This is a genomic window from Pannonibacter indicus, assembly GCF_001418225.1.
Lineage (GTDB): Bacteria > Pseudomonadota > Alphaproteobacteria > Rhizobiales > Stappiaceae > Pannonibacter > Pannonibacter indicus.
In genome coordinates, this window is record NZ_LIPT01000026.1 from 1 (window position 1) to 17,485 (window position 17,485).

At 63.2% G+C, this 17,485-nt stretch carries 20 protein-coding genes and 1 pseudogene; 9 read left to right on the forward strand and 12 right to left on the reverse strand.

Translation table 11 applies throughout. From position 1 onward, the window contains the following. Positions 1–297 (reverse strand): annotated as a pseudogene (locus tag ASC48_RS18800) (transposase); the annotation flags it as partial. A 76-nt stretch (positions 298–373) separates the two neighbouring features. Here ASC48_RS18800 and ASC48_RS18805 point away from each other — a divergent pair. After that, positions 374–961, forward strand: a complete 588-nt coding sequence (locus tag ASC48_RS18805) for a DUF6456 domain-containing protein (protein ID WP_141659024.1) — start codon at positions 374–376, stop codon at positions 959–961. On the opposite strand, the gene ASC48_RS18810 is transcribed toward ASC48_RS18805, so the two are convergent. Beyond that, positions 924–1,355 (reverse strand): SufE family protein, encoded by a 432-nt coding sequence (locus tag ASC48_RS18810; protein ID WP_055457213.1) that lies wholly within the window; start codon positions 1,353–1,355, stop codon positions 924–926. The two genes, ASC48_RS18805 and ASC48_RS18810, sit on opposite strands and share 38 nt — an antisense overlap. 264 nt (positions 1,356–1,619) lie before the next feature. Continuing rightward, positions 1,620–2,102: a DUF5330 domain-containing protein gene (locus ASC48_RS18815; RefSeq protein WP_055457214.1), complete on the reverse strand. Its 483-nt coding sequence runs from the start codon at positions 2,100–2,102 to the stop codon at positions 1,620–1,622. 332 nt (positions 2,103–2,434) lie between these two features. On the opposite strand from ASC48_RS18815, the gene ASC48_RS18820 reads away from it, so the two are divergent. The 3 genes from ASC48_RS18820 to ASC48_RS18830 are packed head-to-tail and all read left to right on the forward strand — an operon-like array spanning position 2,435 to position 5,494. Continuing rightward, positions 2,435–4,180 (forward strand): sensor histidine kinase, encoded by a 1,746-nt coding sequence (locus ASC48_RS18820; protein ID WP_141659025.1) that lies wholly within the window; start codon positions 2,435–2,437, stop codon positions 4,178–4,180. 30 nt (positions 4,181–4,210) lie between these two features. Next, on the forward strand, positions 4,211–5,104 hold the full coding sequence (locus ASC48_RS18825) for a peptidoglycan-binding domain-containing protein (RefSeq protein WP_055457216.1): 894 nt from the start codon (positions 4,211–4,213) through the stop codon (positions 5,102–5,104). A gap of 42 nt (positions 5,105–5,146) precedes the next feature. Next, complete coding sequence (locus ASC48_RS18830; protein WP_208975832.1) at positions 5,147–5,494, forward strand: DUF1491 family protein; 348 nt, start codon at positions 5,147–5,149, stop codon at positions 5,492–5,494. Positions 5,495–5,533: 39 nt separating this feature from the next. On the opposite strand, the gene ASC48_RS18835 is transcribed toward ASC48_RS18830, so the two are convergent. Beyond that, positions 5,534–6,427: a DMT family transporter gene (locus ASC48_RS18835; RefSeq protein ID WP_055457217.1), complete on the reverse strand. Its 894-nt coding sequence runs from the start codon at positions 6,425–6,427 to the stop codon at positions 5,534–5,536. Between the two features lie 118 nt (positions 6,428–6,545). On the opposite strand from ASC48_RS18835, the gene ASC48_RS18840 reads away from it, so the two are divergent. Continuing rightward, positions 6,546–7,385: a helix-turn-helix transcriptional regulator gene (locus ASC48_RS18840; protein ID WP_055457218.1), complete on the forward strand. Its 840-nt coding sequence runs from the start codon at positions 6,546–6,548 to the stop codon at positions 7,383–7,385. 40 nt (positions 7,386–7,425) lie between these two features. Here the strand turns inward: ASC48_RS18840 and ASC48_RS18845 are convergent, their stop codons facing one another. After that, positions 7,426–8,601, reverse strand: a complete 1,176-nt coding sequence (locus tag ASC48_RS18845; RefSeq protein WP_141659026.1) for a DUF2336 domain-containing protein — start codon at positions 8,599–8,601, stop codon at positions 7,426–7,428. Between the two features lie 193 nt (positions 8,602–8,794). On the opposite strand from ASC48_RS18845, the gene ASC48_RS18850 reads away from it, so the two are divergent. Together ASC48_RS18850 and ASC48_RS18855 are read left to right on the forward strand one after the other, a co-directional pair. Beyond that, on the forward strand, positions 8,795–8,992 hold the full coding sequence (locus tag ASC48_RS18850; protein ID WP_072242729.1) for a hypothetical protein: 198 nt from the start codon (positions 8,795–8,797) through the stop codon (positions 8,990–8,992). Between the two features lie 230 nt (positions 8,993–9,222). Then, a complete protein-coding gene (locus ASC48_RS18855) occupies positions 9,223–9,909 on the forward strand; it encodes a hypothetical protein (RefSeq protein WP_208975833.1) in 687 nt (228 codons plus the stop codon). A gap of 70 nt (positions 9,910–9,979) precedes the next feature. Here the strand turns inward: ASC48_RS18855 and ASC48_RS18860 are convergent, their stop codons facing one another. The 3 genes from ASC48_RS18860 to ASC48_RS18870 are packed head-to-tail and all read right to left on the reverse strand — an operon-like array spanning position 9,980 to position 13,535. Beyond that, entirely contained in the window at positions 9,980–10,570 is a 591-nt protein-coding gene (locus ASC48_RS18860) for a DUF1254 domain-containing protein (protein WP_055457228.1), read from the reverse strand. Positions 10,571–10,608: 38 nt separating this feature from the next. Beyond that, positions 10,609–11,271 carry a DUF1214 domain-containing protein gene (locus tag ASC48_RS18865; RefSeq protein WP_055457221.1) on the reverse strand — a complete coding sequence of 221 codons (663 nt, stop codon included), beginning with the start codon at positions 11,269–11,271 and terminating at the stop codon, positions 10,609–10,611. After that, complete coding sequence (locus ASC48_RS18870) at positions 11,268–13,535, reverse strand: transglycosylase domain-containing protein (protein ID WP_208975834.1); 2,268 nt, start codon at positions 13,533–13,535, stop codon at positions 11,268–11,270. Before ASC48_RS18870 ends, ASC48_RS18865 begins: the two co-directional genes overlap by 4 nt. 153 nt (positions 13,536–13,688) lie before the next feature. Here ASC48_RS18870 and ASC48_RS18875 point away from each other — a divergent pair, with 153 nt between their 5' ends. Beyond that, the gene (locus ASC48_RS18875; RefSeq protein WP_055457223.1) at positions 13,689–14,192 is read left to right on the forward strand and encodes a YcgN family cysteine cluster protein; all 504 of its coding nucleotides are present in this window, start codon (positions 13,689–13,691) and stop codon (positions 14,190–14,192) included. 51 nt (positions 14,193–14,243) lie between these two features. On the opposite strand, the gene ASC48_RS18880 is transcribed toward ASC48_RS18875, so the two are convergent. The 3 genes from ASC48_RS18880 to ASC48_RS18890 form a co-directional block, all read right to left on the reverse strand. Continuing rightward, entirely contained in the window at positions 14,244–14,861 is a 618-nt protein-coding gene (locus ASC48_RS18880; protein WP_055457224.1) for an alpha/beta hydrolase, read from the reverse strand. 1 nt (position 14,862) lies between these two features. Further along, a complete protein-coding gene (locus ASC48_RS18885) occupies positions 14,863–15,795 on the reverse strand; it encodes a VOC family protein (RefSeq protein ID WP_055457225.1) in 933 nt (310 codons plus the stop codon). 136 nt (positions 15,796–15,931) lie between these two features. After that, the gene (locus ASC48_RS18890) at positions 15,932–16,483 is read right to left on the reverse strand and encodes a DUF3833 family protein (RefSeq protein WP_208975835.1); all 552 of its coding nucleotides are present in this window, start codon (positions 16,481–16,483) and stop codon (positions 15,932–15,934) included. A 208-nt stretch (positions 16,484–16,691) separates the two neighbouring features. Between ASC48_RS18890 and ASC48_RS18895 the strand changes: the two genes are divergently transcribed. Continuing rightward, a complete protein-coding gene (locus ASC48_RS18895) occupies positions 16,692–17,048 on the forward strand; it encodes a PAS domain-containing protein (protein ID WP_244270117.1) in 357 nt (118 codons plus the stop codon). A 152-nt stretch (positions 17,049–17,200) separates the two neighbouring features. Here the strand turns inward: ASC48_RS18895 and ASC48_RS18900 are convergent. Next, positions 17,201–17,485: integrase core domain-containing protein (locus ASC48_RS18900; RefSeq protein ID WP_141659027.1), on the reverse strand; the 285-nt coding region annotated here is incomplete at its 5' end.

A 17,485-nucleotide genomic window follows, 5' to 3' on the forward strand; every position in this document is an offset into this window, starting at 1 on the left:
CACGGCGACGCGAGGGGCTCAGAAGTTTCCCCGCGCAGCCTCCGTCAGGATCAGCTTGTCCAGCGTCAGATCCGCCACCGCCTTGCGAAGCCGTTCGTTCTCCTTCTGGAGATCCTTCAACTGCCGAAGCTGGTCACGGCTCATGCCGCCATATTGCTTACGCCACCGGTAGAACGTCAGCTCGGAAACGCCGATCTGGCGAACGGCATCCGCCATCGCCATGCCTTGGCCGCGCAAAACCTCAACCTGCCGAAGCTTCGTGACGATCTCGTCGGGCTTGTGTCGCTTGTTTGCCATTGTGGTCCTCCTTCAGGGTCAAAACCATACTTCAAGGTGGACCCGTTCAATGGGGGTGGATCAGCATGTACGCAGGATGTTGAGCGGCGGCAGCGACGGCTTTCAGCTGCAGCATCAGGTCCGCGAACCGGTGATGCTGCAAACAGGGGCTGGCAGCCCGATCCGGGTGACGGTCAATCTGGCGGAAAGTCCTCTTGCCTGGCTGGCGCGGCGAAAAGACGGCCAAGGCAAGGCGATGCTGACGGCAGCCCAGTTTGAGGCAGGTGAACGCCTGCGGGAAGACTATACATTTGCGGCGATGATGCCGAACCTGTCTGGCGGCTGGCGCACGGAAGCCGGAGCCGGGCGCCATACCGGCCGTGGCGCGGCCGGACCGGACATGAGCGACAATGTGATGGCGGCGCGGCTGCGGGTGGAGCGGGCTCTGGATGCCGTTGGCCGCGGGCTTGGCGGCGTGCTTGTGGATGTCTGCTGCCTGCTCAAGGGGCTGGAGACAGTCGAGCGGGAACGGGGCTGGCCGGTCCGCTCGGCAAAGGTGGTGCTGGGGATCGGCCTATCTGCTCTGGCGTCCCACTATGGCATGACGGAAGCGAGGAAAGCGCGCCGGAAATGCGAGGGCCCGGCGGTCACGCCGCAGCCAGAGCCGAGGCCGCGTCGTCCTTGATGCGCTGGACCATGGACTTCAGACCGTTGGAGCGCTGCGGTGTGAGGTGATCCTTGAGACCGATGCGGGCAAAGATCGCGTCCACATCGGTCGCAAGAATGTCTTTGGCGGAACGGCCCGAGAAAACGGCAAGCACAATGGCGACAAGACCCTGCACGATCAGAGCGTCGCTGTCGCCGAGGAAGGTTAGAATGGCACTGCCATCCTCGCCATGCGTGATCTGGGTGACGAGCCAGACCTGGGAGACGCAGCCGCGCACCTTGTTGTCTTCGGTGCGCTGGTCATCTGGAAAGGCGGGCAGGGCGCGGCCCAGTTCGATGACATACTTGTAGCGGTCTTCCCAGTCATCGATGAATTCAAAGTTCTCGAGGATTTCGTCAAGACTGGCGGTCATGTGCCGGGGTTCCGCTTTCTGGAGCACGTCAGGTGCGCAGATATAGACGTTGGGGCCCGTCAGGCAAGGGTGCCCGGCATTGCGGCGGGAAAAAAGACGCCGCAAGTGGAAGGGGCAGCAATCCACTTGCGGCGCGGCGGCATGGCCACCGAGTTTTTCCGTCTCTCCAGTCCGGCCCCGGGTCAGGACGGGGGACCGGTCCGGTCATGCGGGCGCAAACCACCGCGGTCCGGAATGACAGGCCCGGTGCCGCGGCAGGGTCGGTCAGACCCGGGGGACTGACCTGGGATTGGGCCGTGGCACCGGCCCAAAGGAGGCCTCCGGAACGGAGGAATTCTGCTGTGCAATCTCCGGCGCAGGCAGATGCCACGACGGTATGCTGAGTTCACCGCCGGATGTGCCATCCGGGGCTGGAATGGAGCCAGTGACGTCACCGGGGGCAGGGCGCGCTGCCAGCGCCGTATCGTCTGTTCTACTTCCTGCCTCTGCGCCGTCGAAATACTGGTAGACCAGCTTTGCGCCGTCGCGGGCATTGGCGCCGATGGCCGCAAGGGCCTCGCCGCCGGTTTCGCAGGCCTGCGGATTGCGGCCGCAGAAGCCTGTCAGATCACTTACGGTTGCCTGAGCGGCCATGAAAGCCGCCACAGGGTCGACGTTGAAGCCGCCTGCCTGCTCCTTGCCGGCGAAGAACGGCACCATCGCCAGCACCAAGACAAGCCAGAAGGCTTTCCTGACGAGGAAGAACATTGCGCTACCCTTCAGTTTTCCGGTTCCGCCAGTCTCCGTGCCATGGGCTGGCGGTTTTGTTATGGCGCGACATTAGCCGGCACATCCAAAAGCGGCGTTTCTCTCCGGGAGGTGATTTTCTTCAAAGAAAACAGAATGTTGAATATATTTTTCGGCAAACTTGATTCAAATTTGAACGGGATTGAGCCAAGGGGCTGCGCGGAACTGGTGTTTTTTTGTCCGGGCTTTTGAGGAGTTTCGATCCGCCTTCAACGTTCCTTAAGTGATCCGGGCGAAAAATCGGGTAACGAGAAACTGGAGGTACCGGGCTTACCGGTCCCGTGGTGAGTGTGTTGCGTAGCGTATCCAGGTTCCTAACCATCTATGGCCAGCCCATAGCCCGTTTTGTCGAGGGGTTGGTCCATCCGTCCGTCGAAGGCGATGAGCTGCGCGCGCCGCGCCACAAGGCCTTTATCACGGCCAATCTGGTGACAGGCTCGGCCGCTCTGCTTCTGTTTCCGCTGCATCTCGCTGCCGCCGGGCCGGCCTCGCTGCCCTTGACGCTGATTCTCGGCTGGGCACTGGCTCAGTGGCCGCTGGCACTGTTCCTGTCGCGCACAGGCAATCTGACGGTGGCACAGGCCGCCTCTGCGGCAGTCTTTGCGCTGTTCATTGGCGGCATTGCGGCCATAACGGGCGGCATTGCGTCCTTTGCCCTGATCTGGCTGATCCTGGCGCCCGTTGAGGCAGCCTTGACCGCCGACCGGCGCGCGATTCTCTACGTGACAGCTCTCTGCATAGCCGAAGTGGGGCTGCTCGCTCTGCTGGGAGCCATTGCGCCAGTCTATGCGCTGGCAGGCAGCCCGGAAGCGGCGCTGGCCGTCTCCTCCGGCGGCGCGCTGGCCTATGCCATGATGATGGGCGTCAAGCTTGCGCGCGAACAGAAGCGCGGCGAGGGCCTGTTCCGCCATCTGGAAAGCCGCCTGAAGATGGTCAATGACGAGGCCAGCGGCATGGTCGCACTGCTGGGTGAAGGCGGTGACGTGATTTCCATCGGCGGATCCTGTGAGGCATTGCTTGGCGCCAGCGCGCGGCAAGTCCAGCGGGAAGGGCTGTTCCAGCGGCTGCATGTGGCAGACCGGCCAGCCTTCCTGAAGACGGTGTCGGATGTGGAGCGGGACCGCTGTTCCATGAGCCTTGAGGTGCGGCTGCGGCAAGGCCGGAACCGTCCGGGTGAGGCTGGAACCGCCGATTACCGCAGCGTTCTGATCGAATGCCGTCCGGCTTCGCGTGCCGATGCAAGAGACAGGTCCGGCCGTGTGCTTGCGGTGCTGCGGGAAGCGGCAGGCCACAGCAATGCAGGATCTGCCGAAGAGAATGTGTCGCGGACAGTTGCTGAAGCCGGGCATGAATTGCGTGCGCCGCTGACCGCGATTGCCGGTTTTTCCGAGGTGTTGCGGGAACGGCCAGACAGCCTGAGCGATGCTGTCCGCAGGCGCGAATATGCTGACCTGATCCATGCATCCAGCACCCATCTGCTGGACGTGGTGGACGGGATGATATCCGGGCAGCAAAAGCCGGCCCTTTCTCTCAAGCCCAGAAGCCGGGCTGAGGCGGATCTGGTTGCCTGCCTGCAGGACTGTGTGCGGGTGGCTGCGGATGAGGCGCGGTTGCGCAATGCTGCGCTGGTCAGCGAAATCGATCCGGCGCTGGGAAGTTTTCCGGCGGACGAGGCGGCTTGCCGCCAGATCGTGATCAATCTGCTGTCCAATGCCGTGAAGTCGGCACAAGCGGGAGGGCGGGTCGAGCTTCTGGCCCGGCATCTTGGCAATGGCGCGGAATTCCGCGTCACGGCGACGGGAATGCTGCCGGATGCAGGCGCGGCCTCGCGGCGCGGGCAGCCGGAGCCGTTGCCGGGCGCGGAAATCGGTTTTGCCCTGGTGAGGGGTCTTGCCGAGCTGCACGGGGGCAGCTTCCGTGTTGATGCGACACGGGGCAATGGGACAAGTATGACGGTTCTTCTGCCGCCCTCTGCGGCATGGGCAAAAACAACTTCACCGCGCAAGTCAGGTCAGCTGCCGGTGCGAACGGTGGCCTGAGGCCGGAAAGCGGAGAGCGGACTGGAGCGCATGGCACGCAAGCGAGTTGACCCTGAACCGCCGCCCCGCGAGGGGCTGGTTGCCCGCATGGGCACGGCTGCGATGGACAATCCCGTCGCGGCCGGCGGTTCCATCGTCATGGCGCTGACCGGGTGCCTGATCATTGCCAATGCGGTTGGACTTCAGCCAGGCCGTCATCCGGCGCCGCTGGTCGTGACGCGTGAGCGGCACAGCGAAGTGGTGCCCCAGGAAAACCGCACGGTGATGCCGCAGGCGGTTTCGACGCTGGTTCTGGACGTGCAGACCGAATTGCGCCGCATCGGCCTGTATGAGGGGCTGCTGGACGGCATGGTGGGCCCTGCGACGGAACGGTCCATCCGCCGCTACGAGATCCTGACGGGTTTGCCGGAAAGCGGCGAGGTGAACAGCGCCCTGCTTGCCCGTCTGCTGATGGAGACCGAAGGGTTGGCGGAGCGGGCCGCCAGCGGCGGCGGGGCGGTGCCCTTGCCCAGACCCTCACCTTTCGCCAGCCCGGCACATCGCAACAGCGCAGCTGCGGCGAGCCCGGCACCGGCTGTGGCTGCTGCTCAGCCTCCGGCAACGATTGCGGCCCTTGTCGAACAGTCGCAGCCGGTGCGTCATGTGCCGCTTCCCACCGCAACAGGCACAGTGCCTGTGCCTCCCCAGGAGGTGGGCAGAGGGACACAGGTTGCGGAGAATGGCGGCGGGCAGCTTGCCAAGGTGCAGCGGCTTCTCTCGGAACTTGGCTATGGCCCCTTGCGGGCAGACGGCATGATGAGCGACAACACCGCCAACGCGATTCAGCGCTTCGAGCTGGACAGGGGGCTTGCCATCACCGGAAAGGTGTCGCCCTCGCTCATTCGTGAGCTCGAAGAATTCACAGGGATTCCGTTCGAGGGATAACCGGGCCTGCCTTGCGGGCTGGCCCGCAGGAAGGAAATGCGCATGCCGCGGCTTACATCCAGATTTTTCGTCAGCGCGCTGGTGCGGCAGGTCTTCACAGCCGGGAGCTTTGCCGCGACCACCCGCAAGGGCGCGGAGGAGGCCGGGGTTGTTTTCGTGCTGGTGGACCGGATGGACGGCACGGTCGACCTCTACGGTCCCGCGCCGCAGGCCTTCATGGATACGGCGGCCGATGACCGGGCGTTCGAACTGCTGATCTCCCAAGGCACGCGTGAGGACGCGCAGGCGCGGCTTGAGAGCGAAAAGCGGATGGACCCGGATTTCTGGGTCGTCGAAATCGAAAGCAAGGGCGGCACGGATCTGTTGCAGGTGGTGGATACGGGCGCCTGACCGCAAGGCTGGGGGGAGAGAGACAAACGCCCGCCGCCGTCACGCCACGGCTCTTGCCGGACGGAAGCTGACCTTCGTGAACATCACCAGATTGCCCAGACCGGTCAGCGCAAGACCGGCGATGGCTTCGGGCGTCCACTGATAGCCTTCAAACAGGCTGGAGGCGGCAAGGGCGATGACCGGAAACAGCACCGTGGCGTAGCCTGCCTTGGCCGAGCCGATGCGTGCAACAAGCATCAGATAGGCCGTGAAACCTGCCACAGAGCCGAAAACGGCGAGGTATCCGGCGGCGAGCCAATAGGCCGAAGAGGGCGGGGTCACCAGGGTGTTGCCGGTGGCGTAGATGATCGCCAGCAAGGCAATGGCGCCAAAGCTCATGCCCCAGGCATTGGCCGTAACCGGCGGAACGCCTTCTGCCGTGTTGCGCCGCGAGGCCATGTTGCCGAGCGAAAAGAAGCAGGTGCCGAGCGCCGCCCAGCCGATACCTTTCAGCACGGAGATGTCGAAGTCCACCGTCAGGTCGTGCCAGAACAGCAGCAGCAGCCCGCAGGCCCCGAGGGCCGCAGCAACCAGGGTGCGCGGCGTGATCCTGTCGCCGAAGAAAATCCGCGCATTCACCGCGTTGAAGAGCGAGGCCAGCGAGAAGATCACCGAAACAAGGCCGGAGGGGATGAGCGTTGTGGCCGTGTAAAGCGCGATGAAGTTGCAGCAGAACAGGCAAAGCGCCTGCGCCAAGACAAAACGCCAGACACGGGGGCGGCGCAGGCGGCCCATGAGCGCCAGCCCTGCGACCATGACGAGGGCGGCCAGCGCAAAGCGGTGGAAGATGGAGACGAAGACCGGGACGGGCGCAGCCTCAATCTGGAAGGCAATGGCGATCCAGGTGGTACCCCAGAGCAGGACAGTGGAAGCGAAAAGCAGAATGTTGGTCATGGGCAGGCTCCTTGCCTGCCGGTGTTACGCTGTCTCTTGAATGCAAGGCTTGCACGATCTTGCGGTATTCTCCGTCCAGCCTCTGCCTTGGAGGCCGTCAATGATGTAGAAAGTGGCCATGCGCCCGACCGTTCACGATGTTCTCAGCCAGTCTGCCACCGCCTTTGCGGCCGCCCATCTCGGCATGGGGGCTGAACGCTCTGTGACGGTCTGGGAAAACCATGACGACGAAGTGTCCTATGAAGCGCCGGAGCGGCATACGTTCAGCCTCTATCTTCAGGGCGGAACCGGCACATCACGGCTTGACAAGGGCGCCTTGCCGGGCTGGCAGGGGGCAGTCTGCGTGATGCCGGAGGGGGAGGCATCGGACTGGAAGATCACCGAGCCCTTCCGCTTCGTGCATCTCTATGTCAGCGACAAGGCGCTGCGTGCGGCCTTCGCCGAGGTGCATGACTGCGACGCGCGGCGGCTGGAGCTGAGGGATGAAACCTTTGTGGCGGCGCCTTCCATCGCTGTGCCGTTGTTCCAGATGGCCGAGGCTGCCATGGCCGAAGATGCCCTGAAGGCAGATGAAGCCTTTGCCGTGATGGTGGCGCATCTCACGCGTGGTGCACCGCTGCTGAAAGGCGGACTCAGCCCGCATCAGCTGCGGCGGGTGGATGACTGGGTGCGGGCCCATATGGACGGCGTGATCCATCTGGAGGATATGGCCGTGCTGACGGGCCTTTCCGTGTTTCATTTCCACCGCATGTTCAAGCTGGCGCGCGGCATGGCGCCCAGCGAATGGGTGATGATGCAGCGGATCAATCTGGCCAGGCAGCTGCTGAGGGCAGGGGAAACGGCGGCAGGGATTTCGGCTGCCTGCGGCTTTGCCAACCAGAGCCACATGACGCGGGCCTTCCACAAGCAGACGGGAATGACGCCCGGCCACTATAGGAAGCTGACCGCTGGCCGGTGAAGCAGGGGGGAGAACAGGGGCGATGACTCCTCTGCCCCGGTCAGACGCTGGTGATGCGGCGGGTCGACGGAACGGCGCGTGGTGCGGGCCTGTGGGTTGGCAGCGGGCGTTCGCCGGGGCGGGCAATGTCCTGCGGCCGCTGGCCGGCGCGGGCACCTCCGGCCTGCTGCAGGCGGGCTGCTGCGGCCTGCTGAAGCTCTCTTTCGATGATTTCGCCCCTGTGGCGCCAGCTTGACAACAGGCAATCGGCCGCATCAAGGGACATGTTCTCGAACAGGTGCTGAAGCTTGCGCAGGCGTGCAAGATCCAGTGTGACGCCGCCAAGGCGCACCAGCATTGCGGTTGCGCTCTCGCTGTCAAAGCCGAGTACCTTCAGGCAGACCGTCAGGGCTTCCCCCTGTTCGTCTGCGGCCAGATGCAAGGCAAGTCCGGCATCAAGCCCCAGCGCATAGGCAATACCTTCTGCAAAAGCCTCGTGGCCGCCGGACAGGGCAGTCTCGCGCAGCCGCTGCAGCAAGGCGGGCTTGAAAGCCGGACGGGGCGGGCGCTTGCCGCCCTGCCGGGTCAGGTTGCCAAGGGCGCGCAGTTCCGCAGCGCCAATGGCCAGCAGGCGGTTTGCGTGATCCAGGAACGGGAAGTTGGCGAGCAGAAGCGGCGTTGGCAGCAGGGCGCGGGCGGCCAGATCTGGCCCGATCACGGCCATGACATCGGCGCGCTCGCTGAGCGCTGCGAGGATTTCTGGACGGTTTGCAAGATCAATGCGGGGCAGAAGCAGTTGAAGCGATTGAGCATCCGCAGTTCGGGCGAGCACGGTCTGGGCGGCAAGGGCGAGATCTTCACGGCGGATCAAGGCCCGGCGCAGGCTCTCCGGTCCGCGCTCGGCAATGAGAAGCTGCGCCTTTGTGCTGATCATGGCCGCATGTACAACAATCGGATAGGCGACGAGCGCGTCTTCATCGCGGGCGAGAAGATCCAGAAACTCGGCCGGAATATCGCTGGCGCGTGCGGCGAGGCAGGCGATGCGGCGGCGGTCTGCCACATCGGTTCCTTCGTAGAGATTGATGGCCAGCTCGCCAAAGGCGCGGATCTCCTGCCGGTCATGCCGTTCGCGGGCCACAAACAGCTCGGTGGCCGCCAGCAGCAAGCGTTCGCGCCGGGTGAGATCCGGAGTGCCGCTCAGGAAGTTGGGACCGCGACCAGGCGGAACTGATGACATGATACGCGCCGCTACAGCCAGATACTCAATACAAGGACGGACAGGCTACCCCCAGTCCAGTGGCTAAAATTAGACATAAAGCGTTAGCGGCCTGTTAACCCTGCAGGGGCGTTACTCTGAAAACCAGCATAAGTGTCCACAGTCCTGAAACAGCCCGCGCCTTTTGCCGGAGCTGCTGCCGAAGGAGGGAGCGATGGGATACGTGCTTGATTTCCGCATGGCGCCAAGGCGGCCGCAGCGTAAAGCAGCGGACGGGCAGGGGCCTGTTTCACAGGAAGACGTGGTCGTTCTGTTCCCCGGAGCGCGTATCGAACGGGAAGCGCTTGATCTTGCCGCCCGAATCGGGACCATCGGAGCACCAGCCGGACAGGCTGCGCCCGAGGCGGAGTGACGCACAAGGCGTGCCTGCCGCGCCCATGGCCAGGGAACGCCAGCATGACCATTACCAGGGCAAACAGTGCCCGGCCGGCCTGTGTTGCGATCCGGCCCATCCGGACGAAGCGCGGCCCCTCGCGGTCTGCCGTTATGCCGCTGCTGTGCTGTGCTGTGCTGGTTGCAGGATGCAGCCGGCCGACGGGAGATTTCGGCAGGGCGGAGCCCTCCGTCATACATGACACGATCATGCCCGAAGCAGGTAAGCTGGCGGCGCGGGTGCGCGGTGAGCCGGTGTCGGAGTTTATTCTCACGGACGATGAAAAGCTGCTGCGGGATCTTGGCTGGGGGCTGATCCGGCCGCCCTGGGCGAAGGACTGGATCGGTGGCACCAAGGTGGAACTGGCCCGCACGCGAGTGCTGCCGGAAAAGGAGGGTAAGGTTCCGGTGACGCTCTATTCGGTGTTCCTCGGATCCGAAAAGTTCAACTCCAGCGAGGCGCGGTTTGACCGGATTGCCGCGGATGCCCGCGGCGACACCAAGCTGGTGCCGCCGTTCTGCGAGGTGGCAGCGCGCGTGGAGGCCGCCGACCGGGAGAGGCTGGCTGCGGTGTCGCGCCGGGATATACTGACGCAGGATACCTTCGAAGGGGCCAATGCCCGCGTCTGGGAGAACCGGGCATATATCGGCTGGGTGGCGCAGGCGCTGCGCTTCCGCATTCAGGCCTATCAGACGGCAACGGACCATTTCGAGATCGAGACCCCGTCCGGATCCCGGCTCTGGGACACGAACCGGGCGATCAAGGAACTGGAAGACGTGGTGCGTTTGACGGAAAAAGGCTGTGCGGCGGAAAACCGGTTCGATACCCCAGACGATCTGAAGCGGTCGCGTATCTATAACAACTGGGGGCTGGAGCGTCCGCCGGTTCAGAAGTGATGCCAAGGCTTTCGATGCTGAGACGCATCACGTCTTGAATTTGCTCAGGCCCGGTGCGTCTCAGGCTGGTTTATGTATCCGGCGTGAAGATATCCGCACATCTGGCGGCACTCAGTTCATCCGCAAGGACCGGGTCTGCGGCGGCATCCGGCACGAAGGCACGCAAGAGAGCGAAGCCCTCGTTCTGATCGGTCTCGATGACGATCATCTCATCCAGGTTTTCCGGCGGGTTCTCACGCAGGATCGACAGCTGGCTTGATGTCAGGACCAGCATGGCGAGGGCGCCTGAGCCGGAGGTGCGGTTGTTGAGGCTGTAGACCACCTCTCCACGCCCGTTGAACAGCGCCATGGACCAGAAGGGCGAGTCCACGTTGGCCGCAAGTGTCAGGGGACCATCCTCCAGGCGGAACCAGCAGACGGCATGGCGCATGGCCGGGTCCAGCATGGGGGCGAGTTCTTCCCCGCCGGTAATGGGGGGCAGGACGTGGAAGATGCGGTCCGGACCGAGGTGACGCAACTCGGCAAATGCCTTGGCGCGCACGTGGCCGGGAACAGTCAGAACCACGAAGATATGAATGATGCCGGCGATCAGCAGCATCGCGAGCAGCCAGAGCGAGAACCGGGGCAGAGCGGCCCGGACGTGTCCGGATGCACGGCTCAAGAGACGGGGCAACCGCAGAGATCCGGTGATGGCGCGGCTCATGGGCAGGAGACCTCGCTGATCGCGGGCATGGTCAGGCCTGCAAGTGAGGAGCCCGTGGTAATGGGCGCATCATAGAGGCGCAGGATGAAGGAAAGGCCCTCGCCTTTGCCTGTCGGCAGCCAGTTTCCGGGCGCCGGCCGGGCGGAGGCGGTGATGTCGAAGGATCCGTCCGGTTTGCGCAGGATCTGGTTGCTGTCGAGATAAAGCCGGTCCATCGGTACCGGGACGAGACGTGCCTCTCCATCAGCGGAGGTCAGCGTCCACAGGCGTGCGGATGGAGTCAGGCCCGAAATCAGATAGGTGCAGCCGGGGCGGAGCGGGCGCCCGGCGGAGGTTTCCTTGGCGATGAAGGCCACACCCTCGCCGGAGGCCAGGGGAACACGGCCCAGCCGTGCAAAAATGGCTGCGGAATAGGGATCGGCCTCCGGTGTTCCGGCCAGCGGATGAGCGCCCCAGACACCGATGCGCACGCTTTGGAAAAGATCCTCACGGCTGAGGGCCAGATAAGCAGAGCCGACGCCGATGATGAGCGCACCGGCAAACAGCAGCGTGATGGTGAAGGCCCGCCACAGCGGATGCGGCTTGCGGCGTGACAGGACGGCAGGTGTTTCCACCTGTTTCCAGTCGAGATCCGGGCCTGAGTCAAAGTGGGCGTTCATGGCTGGGCCGCCCCGCTGCTGTCCACGCCGGCCGCGCTGGCCGTCTGGCCTATGGCCGCGAGTGCGTCGCCAATCTGCGTGATGACCGCCAGCGAGCGGCTGTTGAGAATACGGGGCTGGCTGCCGGTGCTGGCCACTTCCGGTCTTGCAGCCAGCTGCCTGGCAGGCTTGACCTTGGCCGCATCAACGCCGGGAATGGGCTGGATTTCGATGCCCTCATGCGCATAGGCCATGAAACGCTGCCAGATCATGGCCGGAAGCGTGCCGCCGGTGACATTGTTTGTGCCGGTGAAATCGTCATTGCCCACCCAGACGGCGGCGGTGAAGTTGCCTGTGTAACCCACGAACCAGGCGTCGCGGTAGGCCGAGGTGGTGCCGGTCTTGCCTGCTGCCACGACCCCGTCCAGCAGGGCGCGCCTTCCAGTGCCGCGCTCCACCACATTGACGAGAATGTCGTTCATCTCGAAGACCTTCTCTTCCGGCAGGATACGCTGGGGCTCAGGCTCGTTTTGGGCGCGGTCATAGATGACAGTGCCGCTGGAGCTGCGAACCTCCAGAATGGTATAGGGCGTTGCCTTGTAGCCGCCATTGGCGAAGACGGAATAGGCTGCGGCCATGTCGATGACCGAGACATCCGAAGAGCCGAGCGCCAGAGAGGTGGAGTTCTGCAGTTCGTGGCTGATGCCCATGAGATAGGACATCTCGATGATCTTCGGACGGCCGAGGGCAATGGACAGGCGGACGGGGACCGTGTTGATCGAGCGGGTGAGGGCTTCTTTCAAGGTGATTGCACCGGCATAGCCGCGCGAGTAATTGCGCGGGCTCCAGTTGCCGATGGAAACGGGGGCATCGGGAACGATACTGTCCTTCGAATAGCCGTTCATGAAGGCCGTCATGTAGACGAAGGGCTTGAAGGCCGATCCTGGCTGACGCAGCGCGTCAACGGCCCGGTTGAACTGGCTGGCACCATAATCGCGGCCGCCAACCATGGCGCGCACCGCGCCATCCGGCACCAGGGCGACGATGGCCGCTTCGCGGGCACGCCGCTCTTCCGAGAACTGACGCATGATGGCGTCGATGGACTGCTCGGCTTCCCGCTGAAGAGCGGGGTCGAGTGTGGTCCGGACGGTGACGATACGGTCGCGGGCGAGGGCGGGATAGCGGCGGGCGAGACGCTTGACCTCGTTGAAGGCCCAGTCGAGGTAGAAATCGGGGGCCTGCTCACGGGAGCGGTCAACCGCGACGGCCGGATTGCGCCGCGCGCCAATGACCTGGCCTTCCGTCATGAAGCCGGCCTGCACCATGTTGCTCAGCACCTCGTTGGCGCGGGCACGGGCGGCGGGAAGGTTGATATGCGGGGCGTATTTTGTGGGGGCCTTGTAAAGGCCTGCCAGCATGGCAGCTTCAGCCAGCGTCAGTTCCCGGACGTTCTTGCGGAAATAGAATTCAGACGCCGCCGTGACGCCGAAAACGCCGCCGCCCATATAGGCGCGGTCCAGATAGAGTTTCAGGATCTCGCGCTTGGAGAGATTGGCTTCCAGCCAGAGGGCGAGGAAAGCTTCCTTGATCTTGCGCTCCAGCGTGCGCTCGTTGGAGAGGAAGAGGTTCTTGGCCAGCTGCTGAGTGAGAGATGAACCGCCCTGCACAACGGTGCGGGCGCGCAGGTTCTCCACCATGGCGCGGGCGGTGCCCAAAACGTCGATGCCGAAATGCTCGAAGAAACGGCGGTCTTCGGTTGCAAGGGTTGCCTTGATCAGGATGTCGGGGATCTCATCGAGAGGCACCGTGTCATTGAGAACGATGCCGCGCCGGCCGACTTCCTTGCCGAAACGGTCGAGGAAGGTGACGGCGAAGTCATCTGTCGTGCGCCAGTCCGCCACACGCGTTGCCTCAAAGGCGGGCTGGGCAAAGGTGAGCAGGATGATGAAGCCGAGAAGGCCGAAGGTGAAGCCATCCGAGCCAAGCTCTGCCAGCCCACGCCAAAGGCCGCGGGCGCGGAAGCGGCGCAGGAACCGGGAATAAGCATCCCAGCCGTCCGTGATGGCCTGCCAGCTGCGCCACAGGGCCGTATCCAGCCAGGCGTCAATTGACATGAGAAGGGCCGGCAGCGACCGGCGCGGACGGGTGGCAAACGGCTGGCGGGGTTTTTCCTCAGGAGGTGATGGCACGGAATGGACTTCAGCCTCGGACGGCGCGTGAGTTTCAGCGCGCACCGCATCCTGCTGGCCAGCATCCGCCGCTGCAGCCTCAGAAGGGCTGTCCATATCCGGTTTGCTGCCGTACTCCGGCGGGCTTCCGTTGCCGTTGTGCTGGTCCGACGTCACCGCAAGCTACCTGTGCCCTGCAGATGGTGATAAGGAAACTATCGAGTGACATACCCTGTCCCGCAAGGGAAGCCGAAAGCGAACATGAAATCAATGACCGAAGCGGAAAACCCCGGAAATGCGCCCTTCTGGAAGACAAAAACACTGGAGGAAATGACGCAGACCGAATGGGAATCGCTGTGTGATGGCTGTGCCCGCTGCTGCCTGAACAAGCTGGAGGACTGGGACACGGGGGCAATCGTGTGGACGGATGTGGCGTGCGAGCTGCTGGATGGCACCACGTGCCGTTGCCGCGACTATGCGAACCGGACCGATACCGTGCCCGATTGCATCCAGCTGACGCCAGCTGAAGTGCGGACGCTGACATGGCTGCCGCCAACCTGTGCCTACCGCCTGGTGCGGGACGGGGAGGATCTGGCCTGGTGGCATCCGCTGATCTCGGGCTCGCCGGAGACGGTGCATCTGGCAGGGGTTTCGGTTTCAGGACGCACGGTGACGGAAGCGGGGATCGAGATCGAGGACTACGAGAACCACGTGGTCAGCTGGCCGGAGGAATGGCCGGAAGAGGCGATGGAAAAGCCTTCGCGAGAGGCCTGAAAGGCGCCACCGGACAGCCCCTTGCGGAGCCGTCCGGCGTGCGTTTCTTGATCAGAGATGAGCGCTGGCGAAAGCCGCAAGTGCCTGTATCTCGCCCTGGCGCAATTCGTGGCCGCCGTCGTGCCAGAACAGTTCCACATCCGCTTTCTGACCCGTGAACCAGTCCGCCAGCGTCTGTGTGAGAGGCGCGGGGCAGATCGGGTCGCGCCGCCCGGCGGTGATCAGGACCGGCAGGCCGGAGAGGCCCGCATTTTCCTTCGGTGTGAAGGGAATGAGCGGATGCAGCAGCGCAATGGCGCTGAAGAGATCCGGCCGTTGAAAGGCAACGCTGGCCAGAATGTTGGCGCCGTTGGAATAGCCATAGGCGAAGACCTTTGAGGGAGCGAGACGCGCCGTCTGATCCGTGAGGAAGGCTGCCATCCGGTCCGTGCGGGCCGCAAGGTCGGCCATGTCATAGAGGCCTTCGCCAGTGCGGCGGAAGAAGCGCAGCGCGCCGCCTTCGGAGACATCGCCCCTGGGGTTGAGGAGCGTAGCCTGCGGGAAAAGCTCCGCTGAAAGCCCCGCAAACTGGTGCTCATCCCCGCCCGTGCCATGAAAGGCGAGGACGAGGGGAGCTGGCGCCCCGCCGGGGGCAGGGCGCTCGTATGTGGTGCAGGACGCTGTGATCATGTCAGCCTTCCAGTGAAACCAGCTGCTTTTCCAGATAAGGGCGCAGGTGGGCATGCTGGGTGGGAAGCTTGAGTGCTTGGCCCAGATGGGCCGTGTCCTCATCCCGGTTGAAGCCCGGTTCATTGGTTGCGATCTCGAACAGCACGCCGCCGGGCGTGCGGAAATAGATTGCATAGAAGTAGTCGCGGTCGATCACCGGGGTGACCTGATAGCCCGTGTCCATGAGAGCCTTGCGGACCTCGAGCTGGGCTGCTCTGTCCTCCACGGCAAAAGCGATGTGGTGGACGGAACCGGCACCAGACACGGCCGGAGCAATCGAGGGCATGGTTTCCACGTCGATGACATGGGCGCCATTGCCGCCGGGCAGCGCGAAACGCTTCACGCCCTCAGCGGAGTCTGCCAGTTCATAACCCATGAAGCCGAGCAGTTCCGCCGTTGCACCATCATCGCGAAGGCGCAGGCTGGTGGAGTGGAAGCCGCGGATAGCCGCGTCCTCCGCGACGCCACCGGCAGTCCAGGGTGCGCGGGCATCGCCATCGACTTCAACAAGCGCGAATGCATCGTTGTCGGGGCCGAAGAAATGCAGGCGCTTCTGGCCGAAGGCCGTGTCTTCGACCAGTCCGGCCGCCCCAGCGCCGGCAAGCCGCGTCTGCCAGAAGCCGAGCGAGCCTTTCGGGACCGAGAAGAGCGTGGTGCCAACCTCCCCCGTGCCCGGGCGTCCCTGACGGGCGCCGGGGAAGGGGAAATAGGTCATCACCGTTCCAGCCGAACCGGTTTCGTCACCATAGTAGAGGTGATAGACATCGGGTGCGTCAAAGTTGACAGTCTTCTTCACGCGGCGCAGGCCGAGCACGCGGGTGAAGAACGCATTGTTCGCCACAGCATCGTCAGCAATCGACGTGACATGGTGCAGGCCTTTGATCTGCGTGATCATTTTCTATCTCCTGATCTGGCGCGGCGGTGCTGCGCCCTCCTTCTGGAGTGAACATAGGTGGTGATCCGCGATCTGATTAGCCGGCCCAAGTCTCGACTGATGTTCATTATATGTGAACAGTTGCTGTAGATCAGCCTTATTTCGTGAAAGTCAGGTCAACAGTTCCCACGGTGATACCATATTTCATGACGGTGGCCGTGTTGCGGACGGTGCGAGGGCCGGTCTGGGTGAGCGTGTCATAGAAGCGCAGAGCGACACTGCCGTCCTTCAAGGGCACTTCGACCGGATAGGTGAAGACGATGCTGTCGCCCTGATAACCGATGTTGACCGGGGTCAGCACATCGGAGCGCTGGCCAATGTAGCGGTCGTCTGCGACTTTCTGGAAAAACCAGATCTTGGTGTCCTTCTCGCCGTCATCGTAGACGAAATCCTCGCGCAGGCGGAGGGTGAACGTCCTGGGATCCCATGTGCCGGTGAGCTTGACGGTGAACTCGCGCCGTACGCCTGCAATCTTGCTTTCGAACACTCCCCGGGCGGTCGTGGTGCCCCGGAAGTAATCTTCAAGGACGAGGCGTTGACTTGATCTTGCAAGATTCGTCCATGATATTGCCGAAATTATCACGGCGAAAATCGCTAGAGAAAATGACTTCAAATTTCTAGCTGAAAATAAATCAATCATGAATTTCATTCATGTTCCTCCTTCTTAGGTCTTTCTTACGTGCGGGGTTGGGCTTTGGATCTCTGTTTTGTGTTATTTTTTAATTTTACGTAGCTGTGCTGAGTGGGTGTATTTGCCGTTCAGGACTTTGTTAAGTTTTTAGTGGGATTTGAATGGCTAGCCGCACGCAGCCGTTCTGCGTCTCGTGGGTATGAGTCCGCTGTCAGAGGTGCTTTCGATGCTTACGCATATCTCGCTTTCCAAATCCAAACTCGACGCAATCGGGCGTTCGCAAGCCATTATCGAGTTTGACACCGAGGGGCGGATCGTTACGGCAAACCAGAATTTTCTGGATGCCATGGGATATACGCTGGCTGAGATCATCGGGAAGCACCACAGCCTGTTCGTCCCCGCTAAGGAGGTGAACACGCCGGCTTACAAGGAGTTCTGGCGGAATCTGGCGGCTGGCAAATGGTCGTCCGGGGAGTTCCGGCGCATTGCCAAGGACGGCCGCGATGTGTGGATCCTGGCATCCTACAACCCGGTCATCGGGCGTGGAGGCAGGGTGACCGGTGTCATCAAGGTGGCCGGATGATCGGCCCCCACGGACGGGTCCAATTTGATTGTTAGTGCAATGATGGTCGTGGCGCCAGCGCGGGCGGCATCGCTGGTTGGGGTTGCAGGGCCGCCCGCGCGAATGCCGGGATGAAGACTGATCGGCCCCCACGGACGGGTCCAATTTGATTGTTAGTGCAATGATGGTCGTGGCGCCAGCGCGGGCGGCATTGCTGGTTGGGGTTGCAGGGCCGCCCGCGCGAATGCCGGGATGAAGACCTCCGGCGCCGGCGGCTTGTAGCCGAGCGATCCATGCGGACGCACGGTGTTGTAATGCCGACGCCAGCTTTCCACGATGATCCTGGCCTCTTTGAGCGTGTAGAAGATCTCGCCGTCGAGGAGTTCGTCGCGCAGGCGCGCGTTGAAGCTCTCGATGTAGCCGTTCTCCCATGGACTGCCGGGAGCGATGTAGGCGGT

Bases quoted from the DNA above. Each gene is read 5' to 3' on its own strand.
- ASC48_RS18805 (WP_141659024.1), top strand. From the start codon at position 374: ATGTTGAGCGGCGGCAGCGACGGCTTTCAGCTGCAGCATCAGGTCCGC.
- ASC48_RS18810 (WP_055457213.1), bottom strand. From the start codon at position 1,355: ATGACCGCCAGTCTTGACGAAATCCTCGAGAACTTTGAATTCATCGAT.
- ASC48_RS18815 (WP_055457214.1), bottom strand. From the start codon at position 2,102: ATGTTCTTCCTCGTCAGGAAAGCCTTCTGGCTTGTCTTGGTGCTGGCG.
- ASC48_RS18825 (WP_055457216.1), top strand. From the start codon at position 4,211: ATGGCACGCAAGCGAGTTGACCCTGAACCGCCGCCCCGCGAGGGGCTG.
- ASC48_RS18830 (WP_208975832.1), top strand. From the start codon at position 5,147: ATGCCGCGGCTTACATCCAGATTTTTCGTCAGCGCGCTGGTGCGGCAG.
- ASC48_RS18835 (WP_055457217.1), bottom strand. From the start codon at position 6,427: ATGACCAACATTCTGCTTTTCGCTTCCACTGTCCTGCTCTGGGGTACC.
- ASC48_RS18840 (WP_055457218.1), top strand. From the start codon at position 6,546: ATGCGCCCGACCGTTCACGATGTTCTCAGCCAGTCTGCCACCGCCTTT.
- ASC48_RS18845 (WP_141659026.1), bottom strand. From the start codon at position 8,601: ATGTCATCAGTTCCGCCTGGTCGCGGTCCCAACTTCCTGAGCGGCACT.
- ASC48_RS18850 (WP_072242729.1), top strand. From the start codon at position 8,795: ATGGGATACGTGCTTGATTTCCGCATGGCGCCAAGGCGGCCGCAGCGT.
- ASC48_RS18855 (WP_208975833.1), top strand. From the start codon at position 9,223: ATGCCCGAAGCAGGTAAGCTGGCGGCGCGGGTGCGCGGTGAGCCGGTG.
- ASC48_RS18865 (WP_055457221.1), bottom strand. From the start codon at position 11,271: ATGAACGCCCACTTTGACTCAGGCCCGGATCTCGACTGGAAACAGGTG.
- ASC48_RS18870 (WP_208975834.1), bottom strand. From the start codon at position 13,535: ATGGACAGCCCTTCTGAGGCTGCAGCGGCGGATGCTGGCCAGCAGGAT.
- ASC48_RS18875 (WP_055457223.1), top strand. From the start codon at position 13,689: ATGACCGAAGCGGAAAACCCCGGAAATGCGCCCTTCTGGAAGACAAAA.
- ASC48_RS18880 (WP_055457224.1), bottom strand. From the start codon at position 14,861: ATGATCACAGCGTCCTGCACCACATACGAGCGCCCTGCCCCCGGCGGG.
- ASC48_RS18885 (WP_055457225.1), bottom strand. From the start codon at position 15,795: ATGATCACGCAGATCAAAGGCCTGCACCATGTCACGTCGATTGCTGAC.
- ASC48_RS18890 (WP_208975835.1), bottom strand. From the start codon at position 16,483: ATGAAATTCATGATTGATTTATTTTCAGCTAGAAATTTGAAGTCATTT.
- ASC48_RS18895 (WP_244270117.1), top strand. From the start codon at position 16,692: ATGCTTACGCATATCTCGCTTTCCAAATCCAAACTCGACGCAATCGGG.